This is a genomic window from Pseudomonas sp. AC247 (genome assembly GCF_979258015.1).
Window position 1 is genome coordinate 3738331 of the sequence record NZ_OZ409829.1, and the last position, 15672, is coordinate 3754002.

Annotated in this window: 14 protein-coding genes; 3 read left to right on the forward strand and 11 right to left on the reverse strand. The window is 58.3% G+C overall.

Annotated features, from left to right (window positions below; translation table 11 throughout):
• Window positions 1–13: 13 nt before the first annotated feature.
• Window positions 14–769: a uroporphyrinogen-III C-methyltransferase gene (cobA, locus tag ACZZ0B_RS16795; protein WP_463545817.1), complete on the forward strand. Its 756-nt coding sequence runs from the start codon at window positions 14–16 to the stop codon at window positions 767–769.
• Between the two features lie 97 nt (window positions 770–866).
• On the opposite strand, the gene ACZZ0B_RS16800 is transcribed toward cobA, so the two are convergent.
• The 8 genes from ACZZ0B_RS16800 to ppsA all read right to left on the reverse strand — a co-directional run bounded on the left by ACZZ0B_RS16800 (window position 867) and on the right by ppsA (window position 9110).
• On the reverse strand, window positions 867–1898 hold the full coding sequence (locus tag ACZZ0B_RS16800) for an OmpA family protein (protein ID WP_158831653.1): 1032 nt from the start codon (window positions 1896–1898) through the stop codon (window positions 867–869).
• 107 nt (window positions 1899–2005) lie between these two features.
• Window positions 2006–2596 (reverse strand): RNA polymerase sigma factor SigX, encoded by a 591-nt coding sequence (gene sigX / locus ACZZ0B_RS16805; RefSeq protein WP_045122877.1) that lies wholly within the window; start codon window positions 2594–2596, stop codon window positions 2006–2008.
• A 90-nt stretch (window positions 2597–2686) separates the two neighbouring features.
• Window positions 2687–3511: a mechanosensitive ion channel family protein gene (locus ACZZ0B_RS16810; protein ID WP_007916401.1), complete on the reverse strand. Its 825-nt coding sequence runs from the start codon at window positions 3509–3511 to the stop codon at window positions 2687–2689.
• 2 nt (window positions 3512–3513) lie between these two features.
• Window positions 3514–3762 (reverse strand): hypothetical protein, encoded by a 249-nt coding sequence (locus ACZZ0B_RS16815; protein ID WP_008076827.1) that lies wholly within the window; start codon window positions 3760–3762, stop codon window positions 3514–3516.
• 63 nt (window positions 3763–3825) lie between these two features.
• On the reverse strand, window positions 3826–4821 hold the full coding sequence (locus ACZZ0B_RS16820; protein ID WP_158831651.1) for a zinc transporter ZntB: 996 nt from the start codon (window positions 4819–4821) through the stop codon (window positions 3826–3828).
• Between the two features lie 21 nt (window positions 4822–4842).
• Window positions 4843–5334: a ribonuclease E activity regulator RraA gene (gene rraA / locus ACZZ0B_RS16825; RefSeq protein ID WP_463545818.1), complete on the reverse strand. Its 492-nt coding sequence runs from the start codon at window positions 5332–5334 to the stop codon at window positions 4843–4845.
• 226 nt (window positions 5335–5560) lie between these two features.
• Window positions 5561–6550 carry an alpha/beta fold hydrolase gene (locus ACZZ0B_RS16830; RefSeq protein ID WP_008076824.1) on the reverse strand — a complete coding sequence of 330 codons (990 nt, stop codon included), beginning with the start codon at window positions 6548–6550 and terminating at the stop codon, window positions 5561–5563.
• Between the two features lie 184 nt (window positions 6551–6734).
• Window positions 6735–9110, reverse strand: a complete 2376-nt coding sequence (ppsA, locus tag ACZZ0B_RS16835; RefSeq protein WP_008076823.1) for a phosphoenolpyruvate synthase — start codon at window positions 9108–9110, stop codon at window positions 6735–6737.
• Between the two features lie 174 nt (window positions 9111–9284).
• Between ppsA and ppsR the strand changes: the two genes are divergently transcribed.
• Entirely contained in the window at window positions 9285–10103 is an 819-nt protein-coding gene (ppsR, locus tag ACZZ0B_RS16840) for a posphoenolpyruvate synthetase regulatory kinase/phosphorylase PpsR (protein ID WP_008076822.1), read from the forward strand.
• Between the two features lie 95 nt (window positions 10104–10198).
• On the opposite strand, the gene ACZZ0B_RS16845 is transcribed toward ppsR, so the two are convergent.
• Window positions 10199–11614, reverse strand: coding sequence for an aminotransferase-like domain-containing protein (locus ACZZ0B_RS16845; RefSeq protein WP_463545819.1), 1416 nt, complete (start codon window positions 11612–11614; stop codon window positions 10199–10201).
• Between the two features lie 114 nt (window positions 11615–11728).
• On the opposite strand from ACZZ0B_RS16845, the gene ACZZ0B_RS16850 reads away from it, so the two are divergent.
• Window positions 11729–12643, forward strand: coding sequence for a DMT family transporter (locus ACZZ0B_RS16850; protein WP_440095796.1), 915 nt, complete (start codon window positions 11729–11731; stop codon window positions 12641–12643).
• Window positions 12644–12741: 98 nt separating this feature from the next.
• On the opposite strand, the gene prpD is transcribed toward ACZZ0B_RS16850, so the two are convergent.
• Together prpD and prpF are read right to left on the reverse strand one after the other, a co-directional pair.
• Window positions 12742–14226 (reverse strand): 2-methylcitrate dehydratase, encoded by a 1485-nt coding sequence (prpD, locus tag ACZZ0B_RS16855; protein ID WP_463545820.1) that lies wholly within the window; start codon window positions 14224–14226, stop codon window positions 12742–12744.
• 215 nt (window positions 14227–14441) lie between these two features.
• A complete protein-coding gene (gene prpF, locus ACZZ0B_RS16860) occupies window positions 14442–15632 on the reverse strand; it encodes a 2-methylaconitate cis-trans isomerase PrpF (RefSeq protein WP_463545821.1) in 1191 nt (396 codons plus the stop codon).
• Between the last annotated feature and the right edge of the window lie 40 nt (window positions 15633–15672).

A 15672-nucleotide genomic window follows, 5' to 3' on the forward strand; every position in this document is an offset into this window, starting at 1 on the left:
TGAGGAAAACAACATGAGTGCAAAAGTCTGGCTGGTGGGCGCTGGCCCCGGCGATCCGGAACTGTTGACCCTCAAAGCAGTGCGCGCCCTGCGTGAGGCCGATGTGGTGCTGATCGATGACCTGGTCAACGATGCGGTTCTGGAACACTGCCCTGCCGCGCGCATCATTGCCGTGGGTAAGCGCGGTGGTTGCCGCTCTACGCCGCAGGCGTTCATTCATCGCTTGATGCTGCGTTATGCCCGCCAAGGTAAGTGCGTTGTGCGGCTCAAGGGCGGCGATCCGTGCATTTTCGGCCGTGGCGGTGAAGAGGCGCAGTGGTTGCGTGAACGCGGGGTTGCGGTGGAACTGGTCAACGGCATCACCGCCGGGCTGGCCGGAGCGACGCAGTGTGATATTCCGCTGACGCTGCGCGGTGTCGCGCGCGGGGTGACGCTGGTGACGGCGCACACCCAGGACGACAGTCAACTGAACTGGCAGGCCCTGGCGCAAGGCGGCACGACGCTGGTGATCTACATGGGCGTGGCCAAACTGGGCGAGATTCGCGATCAATTGTTGGCGGGCGGGATGGCGGCGGATACACCGGTGGCGATGATCGAGAATGCATCGTTGCCGGAGCAGCGGGAATGTCGGAGTGATCTGCGGGGCATGGGAGAGGATGCGTGTGCGTTTGGACTGAAAAGCCCGGCGATTCTGGTGATTGGTGCGGTGGCGGCTGTTGTTGAAGAGCAAAAGATCGCAGCCTGCGGGATGTATGCAGATTTCATGTAGGAGCTGCCGAAGGCTGCGATCTTTTAAAGCTGCAAAGCCAAATCGCAGACAAAGAAAAGCCCGGCCTAAGCCGGGCTTTCCTCAGAGCGGCAGCTAATTACTTAGCTTGAGCTTCAACCTGCGCTTCTACGCGACGGTTAACAGCACGGCCAGCTTCAGTTTTGTTGTCAGCAACTGGGCGGGATTCGCCGTAGCCAACAGACTGAACGCGGGACGATTCAACACCGTACTGGTTGGTCAGAACTTGCTTAACGGCGTTTGCACGACGCTCAGACAGTTTCTGGTTGTAAGCGTCAGGACCGACGGAGTCAGTGTGACCTTCAACAGTAGTGGTGGTGGATGGGTACTGCTTCATGAAATCAGCCAGGTTCTTGATGTCGCCGTAGCTGTTGGTTTTAACAACAGATTTGTCGAAATCGAACTTAACGTCCAGCTCAACACGAACAACTTCAGCAACTGCTGGGCAGCCGTCAGCGTCAACAGTTACGTTGGCTGGGGTGTCCGGGCACTTGTCAACGTTGTCGCAAACGCCATCGTTGTCGCTGTCGGAGCAGACTTCAGCTGGTGCTGGAACTGGAGCAGCAGCAGGCTTGGAGCCGCCACCGAAGTTCACACCGATACCGACGCTAGGAGCCCACTCGGTGTCGCCCTGGTCGATGTTGTATTGAGCTTCAACGCCAGCACGGGCGTAGAAGTTCTCGGTGAAGTACAGCTTGGCACCAGCGCCCAGGTTAGCGAAGGTGGAGCGGTTACGACCCGACTCGTTCTGACCGATGCTTTGATCGGAGAAACCAGCCGAAACGTATGGACGGAGCATGTCGCCTGGGTTGTTGAAGTGGTACAGAGCGTCCAGAGCGGTGTTAGCGCCCTTGATGTTACGGCCGTTGTCGGCACGTACGTTGTGCACTTCGTCGTAGCCCAGACGCAGTTCAACGTCGTCGGTCAGGAAGTAACCAACCGAACCACCGAACAGGTTGCCGTTGTTCTTGAAGTTACGAGCGCTGTCGAATTGTTCTTTCTTTGCGAAGCCTTCGATTTCAACTGCGCCTTGGCCTTGTGCCAGAGCGCCGAACGAAGTGGCGGCAATCAGAGAACCAATGGCCAAGCCCAAGGTGTTTTTCAGTTTCATCCGTTAAATCCCCATCTGGTGATTGTGAAGCAGTCCCGCAAACCGGGGGACAACTCGGCGGCAAGTCTATCAGAACTTGCCTACACGTAAGAGATATTTGCGCTGAACTAAGTTTCAGCAATGCCTGCAAATTTCTCACGCAATTTATCTAGAGCACGTTTGTAACGCATTTTTGTCGCACTCAAACCCATGTGCATGATGTCTGCGATCTCCTGAAATTCCAGCTCTGCGACAAATCGTAGCACCAGAATTTCACGGTCGATCGGGTTCACATACACCAGCCAGCGATCAAGTCCGCCCTTCTCCTCAGGGTTGGGCGTCTTTTCTTCAGACGCTTCCTCAAGGGGGTCAAGACTCAATGCGTCCATCAAGCGACGCTTTCGCCGTTCCTTCCGATACTGCGTAATACATTCGTTGTACGTGATGCTGTATAGCCATGTCTTGAACTTCGATTTCCCCTCGAAGTTCTTCAGGCCATACAGCACCTTCAACATGACTTCCTGACAGACATCGTCTGCGTCGCGATCGTTCCCAAGATATCTCGCACAGACGTTAAATAATGTTCGCTGGTAACGCCGCATCAGTTCTTCATAGGCGCGCGTCACGTGAAACAGCTCGGTATGCGAGCGCGCGACCAACTCCTCATCAGAGAGCTCGCGGGGGTCGTAGCGCGTGGATAGCGTTTGGGCTTTATTCAAAACAAGTCGTGCCGACAGTCAGGTCAATGTCCGCCACAACCAGCATCAGCTGGCATTTTGCGGCGGCATACATTAGCAGGGTTTGCCGGATTAGCGGCTACTCACATGCTGTTCCAGCAGGATCCGATTGGAAAGAGAGACTAGCTCACCCTCATCGGTCAGCAATGTGGTTTTAACCGTGCCGATCTCTTCGATCTGGCCTTCGACCTCGCCAACACGCACTTGTTGCCCAACCTGATACAACTCACGCACATAGATTCCCGCAAGAATCTGACCGGCAATTTCCCGGCTTCCCAAACCCATGGCCAGCGCAACGGCCAGACCAACGGTAATCAAAACAATGACAATCACATGGTTCAGCAGGTCGGTCTTGACTTCAAGCTGACTGATCGCGACCGAGATGCTGATGATGATCACCAGCCCCTGGGCAATGCGTCCCAGCCCCGAAGCGTAGTCCAGGCCTACGCCTTCTGCCGCTCCGCGCACCAGCCCGTTGGCCAATTGTGCGAGCAACACCCCCACCAGCAAGACCAGCGCCGCACCGAATACTTTCGGCAAATAGAGCGCCAACATATCCAGCGTAGCTGAAACTCGCTCAAGTCCAAGGGATTCTGCTGCAGAAACCAGGAAAATCAGAAGAACGAACCAGTAGACGATCTTGCCGATGAGGGTCGAGATCGGTACTTGCAGGCCTGCGCGCGACATCAGCTTGGTCAGCCCGGTGCCGCCCATCAGGCGATCGAGGCCCAGTTTGGCGAGCAGTTTGGACAGCAAGGTATCGAGCAGCTTGGCCACGACGAAACCCAACAGCAGCACGACCAGTGCGCCGAACAGGTTCGGGATGAAGTTGGCGACTTTGGTCCACAACGCAGTCATTGCAGTGACGAGGCTCTGAGTCCAGAGATCAAGTTCCATATTCAATCAGCCTTATCAGCAGTGCGAGCAGTAGGTTTACGTAGACGGGAAACCGGCGAGACATGGGCCGATCCGTTATTCAAGGCGATCATCAGCGCGGGCAGCCAGCGGCCCAGCAGGCTGAACAGATCGCCGGCGCCAACCTGGCGGTTGGCGGTTTTGAGCACGCGGCCCAGGCACGCATCGTCGTCGCGGCTGGACGGCGAAGCGTTGAGCATGTCGCGCAAAGACTGTTCAAACGGATCGTGCATACGCACCTCTCGTGATGTCTGTGAAAGACGCGGGCAGATTTGGTCGGGTCACATGCGCCATGTTCACACCCAGCGCAAACGACGGAATAACCACCACTGGCCGAAGGCCAGAGCGAGCACCGTCAAGCAGGCGATCAGGAAGCCGTAAGGGCTGCTGGAGAACGGAATTCCGCCAACGTTGATACCCAACAGACCGGTGATGAAACTCATCGGCAAAAAGATGCAGGTGATGATCCCGAAGCGGTACATCGTGCGGTTCATGCGCTCGCTCAAACGCCGGTCTTCGGCCTCCAGCACAAGCCCCACGCGCTCTCGGGTCAATTCGAGCTCTTCCAGATAGCGGGTCAGGCTGTTGTTCAATTCGTTCCAGTAATCAGCATCGTCGTCGACGAACCACGGCAGTTTTATCCGCGTCAGCTGTCCGAAAATATCCCGCTGCGGCGCAAGAAAACGCTTCAGTCCGGCGGCCCGGCGACGGATGTGCAAAATGGCGCCATGCTCGGGGGTATACCGTTCGTCGGCATCCATCTTTTCTTCTTCCTCATCGGCGATTTCCGAGAGGCAAGTGACCAGATCCTGCACCTTGTTGGTGAGGAACTGCGCCAGATAAAGGATGAGTTCGGAGGCGGTTTTCGGGCCATTGCCGTCCGCCAATTGCACCAGCAATTCATCGGTGGCGCGCAACGGACGCAAACGCAGGGAAATCACGCGCTGGGCGGAAGCAAAAATCCGCACCGAGACCATGTCCTCCGGCTCGGCGCCGGGATTGAGATTGACCCCGCGCAGGAACAGCAGCAGCTCGGAATCGGGCAGCGGCAACAGGCGCGGTCGAGTGTTCTCTTCCAGCAGCAAGTCGCAGGTGAATTCGTTGAGACCGCTGGATTTGCGCAGCCAGGTCTGGGTTTGCGGATGGCTGCGATCCCAATGCAGCCACAGGCTTTCATGCGCCTGCAGTTGCAAATCGTCGAGCTCAGTCCGGGCTATCGAACGCGCACCGCCTCTACCGTCCAGCACCAGGGCATGCACCAGCCCCCATTGCGCGTTTTCTTCCTCGAACATCCGCATCCCTTTGTCGAAAGCTTATTCAGGCATTTGCAGCGGGCTCGGCGAGATGATCACGCCGTTGTTGTCCGCATAAATGTAGTGGCCCGGGTGGAACGTCACACCGGCGAAAGTCACCGGGACGTTGAGGTCGCCGAGGCCGCGTTTTTCAGTTTTCATCGGGTGGCTGGCCAGTGCCTGCACGCCCAGATCGGTTTGCGCAATGACGTCGACGTCACGGATGCAGCCGTAGATCACCAGCCCTTCCCAACCGTTTTTGGCGGCCTTCTCGGCAATCATGTCGCCCAACAAGGCCCGGCGCAGCGAACCGCCGCCATCAACTACCAGTACCTTGCCGTTGCCCTTGAGGTCGGCCTGCTCCTTGACCAGCGAGTTGTCTTCGAAACATTTGATGGTCACGATTTCGCCGCCGAACGAATCACGGCCGCCGAAATTGCTGAACATCGGTTCCAGCACCTGAACCAGCTCCGGATAGGCGTCGCACAGGTCAGGCGTGAGGTAATGGTTCATCGAAAAACTCCAGTAACAAGGAAGACGATCAAGGATGACGCATTCTGTTGAGACGAGATCCGGCGGTCGCTGTTTACCTTAGTCCATCCCATGGTCGCTGAACGAACCTGAACAAACGCTGAAACGTAATCGCTAAACAGCCACCAAAAATGACCAGAACCGCACAATGCGTCATATCTTAGCCGCAAGCCAATCCGAACGAAACGCCCTTTTCAGCGGCGCGACTTCAGACTGCTGCGGCCAGATCCGGCTTCTCACCCAGCAACGGTGTCTGCTGATCGCTCAACCAGCGCGCCACCAACGGCCACACTTCAACCTGCGCCGCTTTGCTCACCAGCATTTCAACATGGCCGAAATTGTCGTTGAAGCCCTGATCACGCCCCAGATTGATGAACTGCTTGTGTTCGGCGCCAATCTGTTCGAACAACTTGCGACAGGCCCAAGTCGGATCCTGATGATCACCCGCCGCGCTCACGGCCAATACCGGCACCTGAACATCGGCCAGACCCGCCCACCAATCCTTGTCCTTGTCGCCAAACCGGCCGAACAAGCCGTACCAGCGCATGCTTTCGATGGCCAGACCGATTGGCTCGTCCTCAGGGCCGCGCTTGAGGCGTGAACCGGACAACTGGGCAAAACGCTTGAGGATAAAGCGACTGCTCCACTCCACCGGCGGGATTTTCAACGGCCAGTAGGTGCGACTGACCTGCGTGCCGAAAAACGCCGCCGAGGCCACGGCCGGCTCGCCAAGGTATTCGCCACCGAGCGCCGCCGCCAAAGTGATGCCGCCCAGCGAATGGCCGATCCAGTGCGGGATCTGCCCGCTCTGCTCACGCACGAACGCGGCAATCGCCGGCAAGTCGTAACGGGCGTAGTCGGCGACACGATTGCGTCGGTATTCCTCGTTGCGCTGCGACAAACCATGGCCGCGCATCTCCGGAATCCATACATCAAAGCCCAGACGTGTCAGGTACGCGCCCAGCCCCAGGCCTTTGGGTGAAAACCAGAAACGCCGATTGGAAAAACTGCCGTGCAGCAAAATCACCGGCACGCCGCGAGGCGCCGAGTCGTCGGCCATGCCCAAACGGGTGACGGCGATTTCCACCGACCAGTCGGGACTGTTGCCGGGTTTCAAACGGTAAACGTCTTCGCTCAGATCGCCGCGCCGCTCGGCGCTGATCAGAGCGACAGGAAATAGGTTGCTGCTGCTTTGCATAATGCTCTTGCACAAAAAAGGGCGGCATCCACAGGAGCCCGCCCTACTTCAATCTCAAAGCCCGCCCCTTGTAGGAGTGAGCCTGCTCGCGATTGCGGTGTATCAGCCGACATTTATGGCGGATGTTATGCCGTCTTCGCGAGCAGGCTCGCTCCTACAGGGGAACGGGCCGTTCACGTATGGATCAAGCCTGCGCCTGGCCTTCGGCGAGGAAGAACCAGGTTTCCAGCACGGAATCCGGGTTCAGCGACACGCTTTCGATGCCCTGCTCCATCAGCCACTTGGCCAGATCCGGGTGATCCGAAGGCCCCTGACCGCAGATGCCGATGTACTTGCCGGCCTTGTTGCACGCGGCAATCGCGTTGGCCAACAGCTTCTTGACCGCCGGATTACGCTCATCGAACAGGTGCGCGATGATACCGGAGTCACGGTCCAGGCCCAGGGTCAGCTGAGTCAGGTCGTTGGAACCGATCGAGAAACCGTCGAAGAATTCGAGGAATTCTTCAGCGAGGATCGCGTTGGACGGCAGTTCGCACATCATGATGATGCGCAGACCATTCTCGCCACGAGCCAGACCGTTTGCGGCCAGCAGATCGATCACCTGGCTCGCTTCGCCGAGGGTACGGACGAACGGCACCATGATTTCGACGTTGGTCAGGCCCATCTCGTTGCGCACACGTTTCAGCGCGCGGCATTCGAGTTCGAAGCAGTCACGGAACGATTCGCTGATGTAACGCGAAGCGCCACGGAAACCCAGCATCGGGTTTTCTTCTTCCGGCTCGTAAAGCTTGCCGCCGATCAGGTTGGCGTATTCGTTGGACTTGAAGTCCGACAGACGCACGATGACTTTTTTCGGCGTGAACGCTGCAGCGAGGGTGCTGATGCCTTCCACCAGTTTGTCGACGTAGAAGTCGACCGGGTCGTTGTAACCGGCGATACGCTTGTCGACGCTGTCCTTGATTTCCTGCGGCAGGCCGTCGTAGTTCAACAGCGCTTTCGGGTGGACGCCGATCATGCGGTTGATGATGAATTCCAGACGGGCCAGGCCCACACCGGCGTTCGGCAGTTGCGCGAAGTCGAAGGCGCGGTCCGGGTTGCCGACGTTCATCATGATCTTGAACGGCAGCTCCGGCATGGCGTCGACGGAGTTCTTCTTGATGTCGAAGCCCAGTTCGCCTTCAAAGATGTAACCGGTGTCGCCCTCGGCGCACGAAACGGTCACACCCTGGCCATCCTTCAGCAGTTGGGTGGCGTTGCCGCAACCGACCACTGCCGGAATGCCCAGCTCACGCGCGATGATCGCCGCGTGGCAGGTACGGCCGCCACGGTTGGTGACGATGGCGCTGGCACGCTTCATCACCGGTTCCCAGTCCGGGTCGGTCATGTCGGAAACCAGCACGTCGCCCGGCTGGACTTTGTCCATTTCGGAAACGTCTTTGATGATGCGCACTTTGCCGGCGCCAATGCGCTGGCCAATCGCGCGACCTTCAACCAGCACGGTGCCGGTTTCTTTCAGCAGGTAACGTTCCATGACGTTGGCCTGGGTGCGGCTTTTCACGGTTTCCGGACGCGCCTGCACGATGTACAGCTTGCCGTCGTCACCGTCCTTGGCCCACTCGATGTCCATCGGGCAGCCATAATGCTTCTCGATGATCATCGCTTGCTTGGCCAGCTCGCTGACTTCAGCGTCGGACAGACAGAAACGCGCGCGATCCGCCTTGTCGACGTCAATGGTCTTGACCGAACGACCGGCCTTGGCCTCGTCGCCGTAGATCATCTTGATCGCTTTGCTGCCCAGGTTGCGACGCAGGATCGCCGGACGACCGGCCTCCAGCGTGCCCTTGTGTACGTAGAATTCGTCCGGGTTGACCGCGCCTTGTACGACGGTTTCGCCCAGGCCGTAGGCGCCGGTGATGAACACCACGTCACGGAAACCGGATTCGGTGTCGAGGGTGAACATCACGCCGGCAGTGCCGGTTTCCGAACGCACCATGCGCTGCACGCCAGCCGACAGGGCGACCAGTTTGTGGTCGAAGCCCTGATGCACGCGGTAGGAGATCGCACGATCGTTGAACAGCGACGCGAACACCTCTTTGGCGGCGCGGATAACGTTTTCCACACCACGGATGTTCAGGAAGGTTTCCTGCTGACCGGCGAACGAGGCGTCCGGCAAGTCTTCGGCGGTGGCGGAAGAACGCACAGCCACGGCCACATCAGGGTTGCCGGCCGACAGCGCGGCGAACGCGGTGCGGATCTCGGCATTGAGTTTTTCCGGGAATTCGGCGTCCATGATCCATTGACGGATCTGTGCGCCGGTCTTGGCCAGGGCGTTGACGTCGTCGACGTCGAGCGCGTCGAGGGCCTGGTGGATCTGGTCGTTCAAGCCGCTCAGTTCGAGGAAGTCGCGATAGGCCTGGGCGGTGGTGGCAAAGCCGCCAGGGACCGACACACCGGCGCCTGCCAGGTTGCTGATCATCTCGCCCAGGGATGCGTTCTTGCCCCCCACATGCTCAACATCGTGTTTGCCGAGCTTATCGAGGGAAACTACGTACTCTACCAAGGTGATCTCTCCACTAACTGTGTTGGAAAAGCTCAGAAACCGGCGGCCCGGGGGAGCCTCGGCCGGTTGTATGGCCTGGACCTGGAAAATAAGTGAGAATGCTGGCCATTGGCGGCCAACAAATCGCGCCTATCATATCCAAGAATCGTCACTAGCTTAAGGCCCAAGGTGCAAATGAAACGATCTGCTTTCTTCATCTCCGATGGCACCGGCATCACAGCCGAAACCCTGGGTCAAAGCCTTCTGGCGCAGTTCGAAAACATTACCTTCAGCAAATTCACGCGACCGTACATCGACAGCGTTGAAAAAGCGCGGGCCATGGTACAACAAATCAACAAAGCCGCCGAAACCGACGGCTTTCGCCCGATCATCTTTGACACCATCGTCAATCAGGACATCCGTGAGATTCTCGCAACGTCCAATGGTTTCATGATCGACATTTTCTCGACCTTCCTCGCCCCGCTGGAGCAGGAATTGACCGAGCATTCGTCCTACACCGTCGGCAAGTCCCATTCGATCGGGCACAACTCCAATTACATGGAGCGCATCGAGGCGGTGAACTTCGCCCTCGACAACGACGACGGTGCGCGCACGCACTATTACGACAAAGCCGACCTGATACTAGTGGGCGTGTCGCGCTGCGGTAAGACACCGACGTGTCTGTACATGGCCATGCAGTTCGGCATCCGCGCAGCCAACTATCCGCTGACTGAAGACGACATGGAGCGCCTGACCCTGCCGGCCGCTCTGCGCGCGCACCAGCACAAACTGTTCGGCCTGACCATCGACCCGGACCGCCTTACCGCGATCCGCAATGAGCGCAAGCCCAACAGCCGCTATTCGAGCTACGCCCAGTGCGAATTTGAAGTGCGCGAGGTGGAGAACCTGTTCCGCCGCGAGAACATCCCCAATATCAATTCCACGCATTTTTCCGTGGAAGAGATTTCGGCGAAAATTCTGGTGGAAAAAGGCGTGGAGCGGCGATTCAAATAATCCCTGCAAACCTCCTGTAGGAGCTGCCGCAGGCTGCGATCTTTTGATCTTGTCTTTTAAAAACAGAATCAAAAGATCGCAGCCTGCGGCAGCTCCTACAGGGGATTGTGTTGTGTCAGGGCATTTGCCAGAGCCTCAAACCCGCTAAGCAACAACCGATCATCCCCCACCGCATTACACACACTCACCCGAATGAACTGCGGCACCGCCGCATGCCCGACCGCAAACGCCTCAGCGGTCGCCACCAGATAATTGTTCTCCTTCAACTCCGCCGCAATCTGCGAGGCGCGCCACAACTCGGGGACTTCCACCCAGAAGTGCGGACTAAAGGCGTGAGTGTTGTAGTTCAAGCCCTCCAGCACCGGCGCGACCAGCGCTTTGCGCCGACCAATCTCAATGATCTGCTCATCCAGCAAGTGCTTAGCCATGCCGTTTTCGATCCACAGGCTCGCCACTTCCATCGATAAAGGATTCGCCATCCAACACGTGCTGCGAATGGCTGAACTGATACGGCCGATCAACGCTTGCGGCGCGTGCAGATAACCGACGCGCAACCCCGCTGAAACAGCCTTGCTCAAACTGCCGATCAGTATTGATCGCTCCGGCGCAAAATAACTGAGCGGCAACGGGCGCTGGCGATCCAGCACCGCATGGGCTTCATCCTCGATGATCAGCAGATTGTGTTGGCGACAGACTTCGGCAATCGCCTCGCGCCGTGGGACGGACATCACCGCCGCCGTAGGATTCTGGATCGTCGGCGTGCAATACAGCGCCGAAACGCGATGTTGACGGCAGATTTCCTCCAGCGCTGCAGGTAAAAGCCCTTCGTCATCCATCGCGGCGCCGATGAGTTTTATCCCGAGTTGACGGGCAACACCGATCAATCCGGGGTAGGACAAATGCTCGGTGACAACCGTGTCGCCGGCCTTGAGCAAACCCATCAACGCGCTCAACAGACCATGCTGGCCGCCGTTGACGCACAGCACCTGATCGGCGCGGGGTACGAATTCGCCGTGGCTGAGCCAAACGGCCCCCGCCACGCGATGCCGCGCCATACCGGCTTCGGCGGTATACCCGCTGAGTTGCCGCAAGACGCCCGGCTCATTGGCCAGATCCAGCAGGCTTTGCCGCATGAATTCGGTTTCCTGCCCGGGCATCGGCTGATTCCGACTCATGTCCAGGCACGTGGACGGCTCTTCGCTGACATTGCGAAAGCCTTTGTCCTGCGGCCGCTCCATCCCCCTCTTACGCACGTAAGTGCCGTCGCCTACACGGGCGACGACCAATCCCACACGTTCCAGCTCACCGTAGGCACGGCTGATCGTGCCGATGGTCACGCCCAAGCTGTCGGCCAACAGTCGATGCGGCGGTAACTTGCCGCCAGCCTCTATCACACCCTCCTCGATGGCCTGCGCCACGCCATCGGCAAGGCGTTTGTACTTCACGCCGATGCCATTGCTGAGGCCGTCGCGGAGGATTGACACCATGGCAATACTTACTTTGACAGTCATTCTCGCCCCGAATAGCGTGCTTAAAACAGGTTCAATCAGAAATAGACCGTTTCATCGATCAGGTCAATTCCAACGCTCGGAGCACCCAATATGTCGACCGCCGTCAGCACACCGATGAACATCAGCAAACCCTGGCTCGCCGGATTAATCACCAGCACCCTGTTTCTGATCGTCTGCCTGAGTTGGGGCACCACTTGGCTTGGGATCAAGATCGCCGTGGAAAGCGTGCCGCCGCTGACGGCCGCCGGGCTGCGCTTTCTTATCGCATTTCCACTGTTTTTGAGTTTCGCGTTGTTGCGCAAAGAACCGTTGCTGTTCCCTCGGCAAAGCCGCTGGTTTTTTGTGTTCGTCACGCTGTCGTATTTCAGCCTGCCGTATTACCTGCTCAACTACGGCGAGATGCACGTCTCGTCTGGTCTGACGGCACTGCTGTTCAGTTGCATGCCGGTGTTTATCCTGCTGTTTTCTGCTCTATTTCTGCGCGAGAAAATCTACCCGTCGCAAATGCTCGGCATTGCCATTGGTTTTGGCAGTCTGTTCATGATTATTCGCAGTCAGGGTCTGCACCTGGATCAGGCGGAGTGGCTGGGGGTGCTGGCGATTCTCTGCGCCGCAGTGATGCATGCGCTGTGTTACGTGGTGACGAAAAAACACGGGAGTGCGATCAGCGTGATCACCTACAACACACTGCCGATCGGTATCGCCGGTGCGATGTTATTTATTGTCGGACTGAGCTTCGAAACACCGGTGTTCCAGGACATCACCGCACGCTCGTGGGGCGCGCTGTTTTACCTCGGGCTGGTGGCCTCGGTGGGCGGCTTTATCGTTTACTTTTTGCTGCTCAAACGCCTGAGCCCGATCATCCTGTCGTTCGTGTTTATCATTTTCCCGGTGTTCGCCGTGATCATCGGCGCCTGGTACGAGGGGCAAACCTTGTCCCGGGAGCTGATGATCTATTCGGCGATCCTGTTGAGCGGGTTTGCCATCACCAAATTGCCCATCGAAAAATGGCGCAAACCTTCCCTGTAGGAGCTGCCGAAGGCTGCGATCTTTTGATCTGGATTGTAAAAAACAAGATCAAAAGATCGCAGCCTGCGGCAGCTCCAACAGGGAGCGTGGTTGTAACTTCAGAGGACGAACAGGTCGACGAAGCGGTTGACCGGGGTGGACTCCAGCCGGGTTTGATCTTTGCACAACGCGAAAATCTCGCCGCTGCGCTGGCCGGTGAAACGCGTGGCCAGATTGGCTTTGAACTTGTCCTCCAGCAATGGAATGCCCTCGGCACGGCGACGGCGGTGACCAATCGGGTATTCCACCACGACGTTTTCGGTGCTGCTGCCGTCCTTGAAAAACACCTGCACGGCGTTGGCAATCGAGCGCTTGTCGGGCTCCAGGTATTCGCGGGTGAAACGCGGTTCTTCGACGATGACCATTTTCTCGCGCAGCACATCGATGATCGGGTGCGCCTTGTGGAAATCGTCTTCGTATTGCTCGGCAACCAGATTGCCGAACGCCAGCGGCACGGCGGTCATGTACTGGATGCAGTGGTCACGGTCGGCGGCATTGGCCAGCGGCCCGACTTTGGAAATGATGCGAATCGCCGATTCGTGGGTGGTGATGACGATGCGGTCGATTTCATGCAGACGATTGCGCACTTGCGGGTGCAAGGTCACCGCCGCTTCGCAGGCCGTCTGCGCATGGAATTCAGCGGGGAAACTGATCTTGAACAGGACGTTTTCCATCACATAACTGCCGAACGCGCGCGAGAAACTGAAAGCGCGTTTATCTTCGGGTTTCAGCACCAGATCGTTGTTGCTGTGGCTGAACAGCACGTCATAAAAGCCCCACTGTTTCGCCGTCAGCACCCCGGGAATGCCCATCTCGCCGCGCATGGCGATGTCAGCCAGGCGCACGCCACGACTCGACGCATCCCCCGCCGCCCAGGATTTTCGCGAACCGGCGTTGGGGGCATGACGATAAGTGCGCAACGCCTGGCCATCGGCGAAGGCATGGGACAACGCCGACAACAGTTGCTCGCGACTGGCGCCCATCAATTTTGCGGTGACGGCAGTGGAGGCGACTTTCACCAGGATGACGTGATCGAGTCCTACACGGTTGAAGGAGTTTTCCAGGGCGATCACGCCTTGAATCTCGTGAGCCATGATCATCGCTTCCAGCACATCGCGGATCGTCAGCGGCGCTTCAGCGTTGGCCACGCGTTTTTGCGAGAGATGATCGGCCACCGCGAGAATCGCGCCGAGGTTGTCCGACGGATGCCCCCATTCGGCGGCGAGCCAGGTGTCGTTGTAGTCGAGCCAGCGGACGATGCAGCCGATGTCCCACGCGGCCTTGACCGGGTCGAGGCGATAAGAAGTGCCGGGGACGCGCGCGCCGTGAGGAACCACCGTCCCTTCAACGATCGGGCCAAGATGCTTGGTGCATTCGGGAAAGCGCAGGGCCAGCAGGCCGCAGCCGAGCGTGTCCATCAGGCAGTTGCGGGCGGTGTCGAGGGCTTCGGCAGAGGTGACTTTAGAGGTGAGGACGTAGTCGGCGATGTCCTGCAGGACACGGTCGTAGTCGGGGCGGTTGTTCAGGTCGACGTTGGCGCTCATGTTCGATTCACTCTTGAAGTGGTTCGTTGATGGGACCTCGGTTCAGGCTGTGTTGGATTTTTATTATCGAAATGCAAACCCTGTAGGAGCTGCCGAAGGCTCGGGCCGCGATCGGACGATCTTTTGATCTTGACCTTAAAAACAAAGATCAAAAGATCGCAGCCTTCGGCAGCTCCTACAGGTTGAAGCAATCCAGGGTGGCGTCAGGTGTTGGGTCAGAAAGAATCGCCCGGGACGCGTACGTAACCTTCCATCAGCACCCGCGCACTGCGGCTCATGATGGCTTTTTTGACGACCCACTCGCCGTTTTCCAGGCTGGCTTCAGCGCCAACCCGCAACGTCCCGGACGGATGTCCGAAGCGCACGGCATTGCGTTCAACGCCACCTGCAGCAAGGTTCACCAAGGTGCCAGAAATAGCCGCCGCCGTACCAATCGCCACCGCCGCCGTGCCCATCATCGCGTGGTGCAATTTGCCCATCGACAACGCGCGCACCAGCAAATCGACATCACCAGCGCCAATCGCCTTACCACTGGAAGCCACATAATCCGCAGGCTTGGCAACGAACGCGACTTTCGGCGTGTGTTGCCGTTTCGCCGCTTCGTCGAGATTGGCAATCAGGCCCATGCGCAGCGCGCCATACGCACGAATCGTTTCGAACATTTGCAATGCTTGCGGATCGCTGTTGATCGCGCCTTGCAACTCGGTGCCGGTGTAGCCAATGTCTTCGGCGTTGACGAAAATCGTCGGGATGCCGGCGTTGATCATGGTCGCTTTGAACGTGCCGACACCCGGCACTTCCAGCTCATCGATCAGGTTGCCGGTAGGGAACATCGAGCCACCGCCGCCCTCTTCTTCCGCCGCCGGGTCCATGAATTCGACTTGCACTTCAGCGGCCGGAAAGGTCACGCCGTCGAGTTCGAAATCACCGGTTTCCTGCACTTCGCCGTTGGTGATCGGCACGTGGGCGATGATCGTCTTGCCGATGTTGGCCTGCCACACGCGCACCACCGCAACACCGTTGTGCGGAATGCGGCTGGCATCGACCAGGTTGTTGCTGATGGCGAACGAACCGACCGCTGCCGAAAGGTTGCCACAGTTGCCGCTCCAGTCGACGAAGGGCTTGTCGATGGAGACCTGACCGAACAGGTAATCGACGTCGTGATCAGCCTTGAGGCTTTTCGACAGGATCACGGTTTTGCTAGTGCTCGACGTGGCGCCGCCCATGCCGTCGATTTGCTTGTCGTACGGGTCGGGGCTGCCGATCACGCGCAGCAACAGAGCGTCGCGAACCGGGCCGGGAATCTGCGCTGCTTCGGGCAGATCCTTGAGGCTGAAAAACACGCCTTTGCTGGTGCCACCGCGCATGTAGGTAGCGGGGATTTTGATCTGTGGTGCGTGAGCCATATTGCTCCTTACCGAAGGTATGGGGCCTGAAACCCCATGC

Coding starts and splice junctions, on each gene's coding strand:
- cobA (WP_463545817.1), top strand. CDS start 14: ATGAGTGCAAAAGTCTGGCTGGTGGGCGCTGGCCCCGGCGATCCGGAA.
- ACZZ0B_RS16800 (WP_158831653.1), bottom strand. CDS start 1,898: ATGAAACTGAAAAACACCTTGGGCTTGGCCATTGGTTCTCTGATTGCC.
- ACZZ0B_RS16810 (WP_007916401.1), bottom strand. CDS start 3,511: ATGGAACTTGATCTCTGGACTCAGAGCCTCGTCACTGCAATGACTGCG.
- ACZZ0B_RS16815 (WP_008076827.1), bottom strand. CDS start 3,762: ATGCACGATCCGTTTGAACAGTCTTTGCGCGACATGCTCAACGCTTCG.
- ACZZ0B_RS16820 (WP_158831651.1), bottom strand. CDS start 4,821: ATGTTCGAGGAAGAAAACGCGCAATGGGGGCTGGTGCATGCCCTGGTG.
- rraA (WP_463545818.1), bottom strand. CDS start 5,334: ATGAACCATTACCTCACGCCTGACCTGTGCGACGCCTATCCGGAGCTG.
- ACZZ0B_RS16830 (WP_008076824.1), bottom strand. CDS start 6,550: ATGCAAAGCAGCAGCAACCTATTTCCTGTCGCTCTGATCAGCGCCGAG.
- ppsR (WP_008076822.1), top strand. CDS start 9,285: ATGAAACGATCTGCTTTCTTCATCTCCGATGGCACCGGCATCACAGCC.
- ACZZ0B_RS16845 (WP_463545819.1), bottom strand. CDS start 11,614: ATGACTGTCAAAGTAAGTATTGCCATGGTGTCAATCCTCCGCGACGGC.
- ACZZ0B_RS16850 (WP_440095796.1), top strand. CDS start 11,729: ATGAACATCAGCAAACCCTGGCTCGCCGGATTAATCACCAGCACCCTG.
- prpD (WP_463545820.1), bottom strand. CDS start 14,226: ATGAGCGCCAACGTCGACCTGAACAACCGCCCCGACTACGACCGTGTC.
- prpF (WP_463545821.1), bottom strand. CDS start 15,632: ATGGCTCACGCACCACAGATCAAAATCCCCGCTACCTACATGCGCGGT.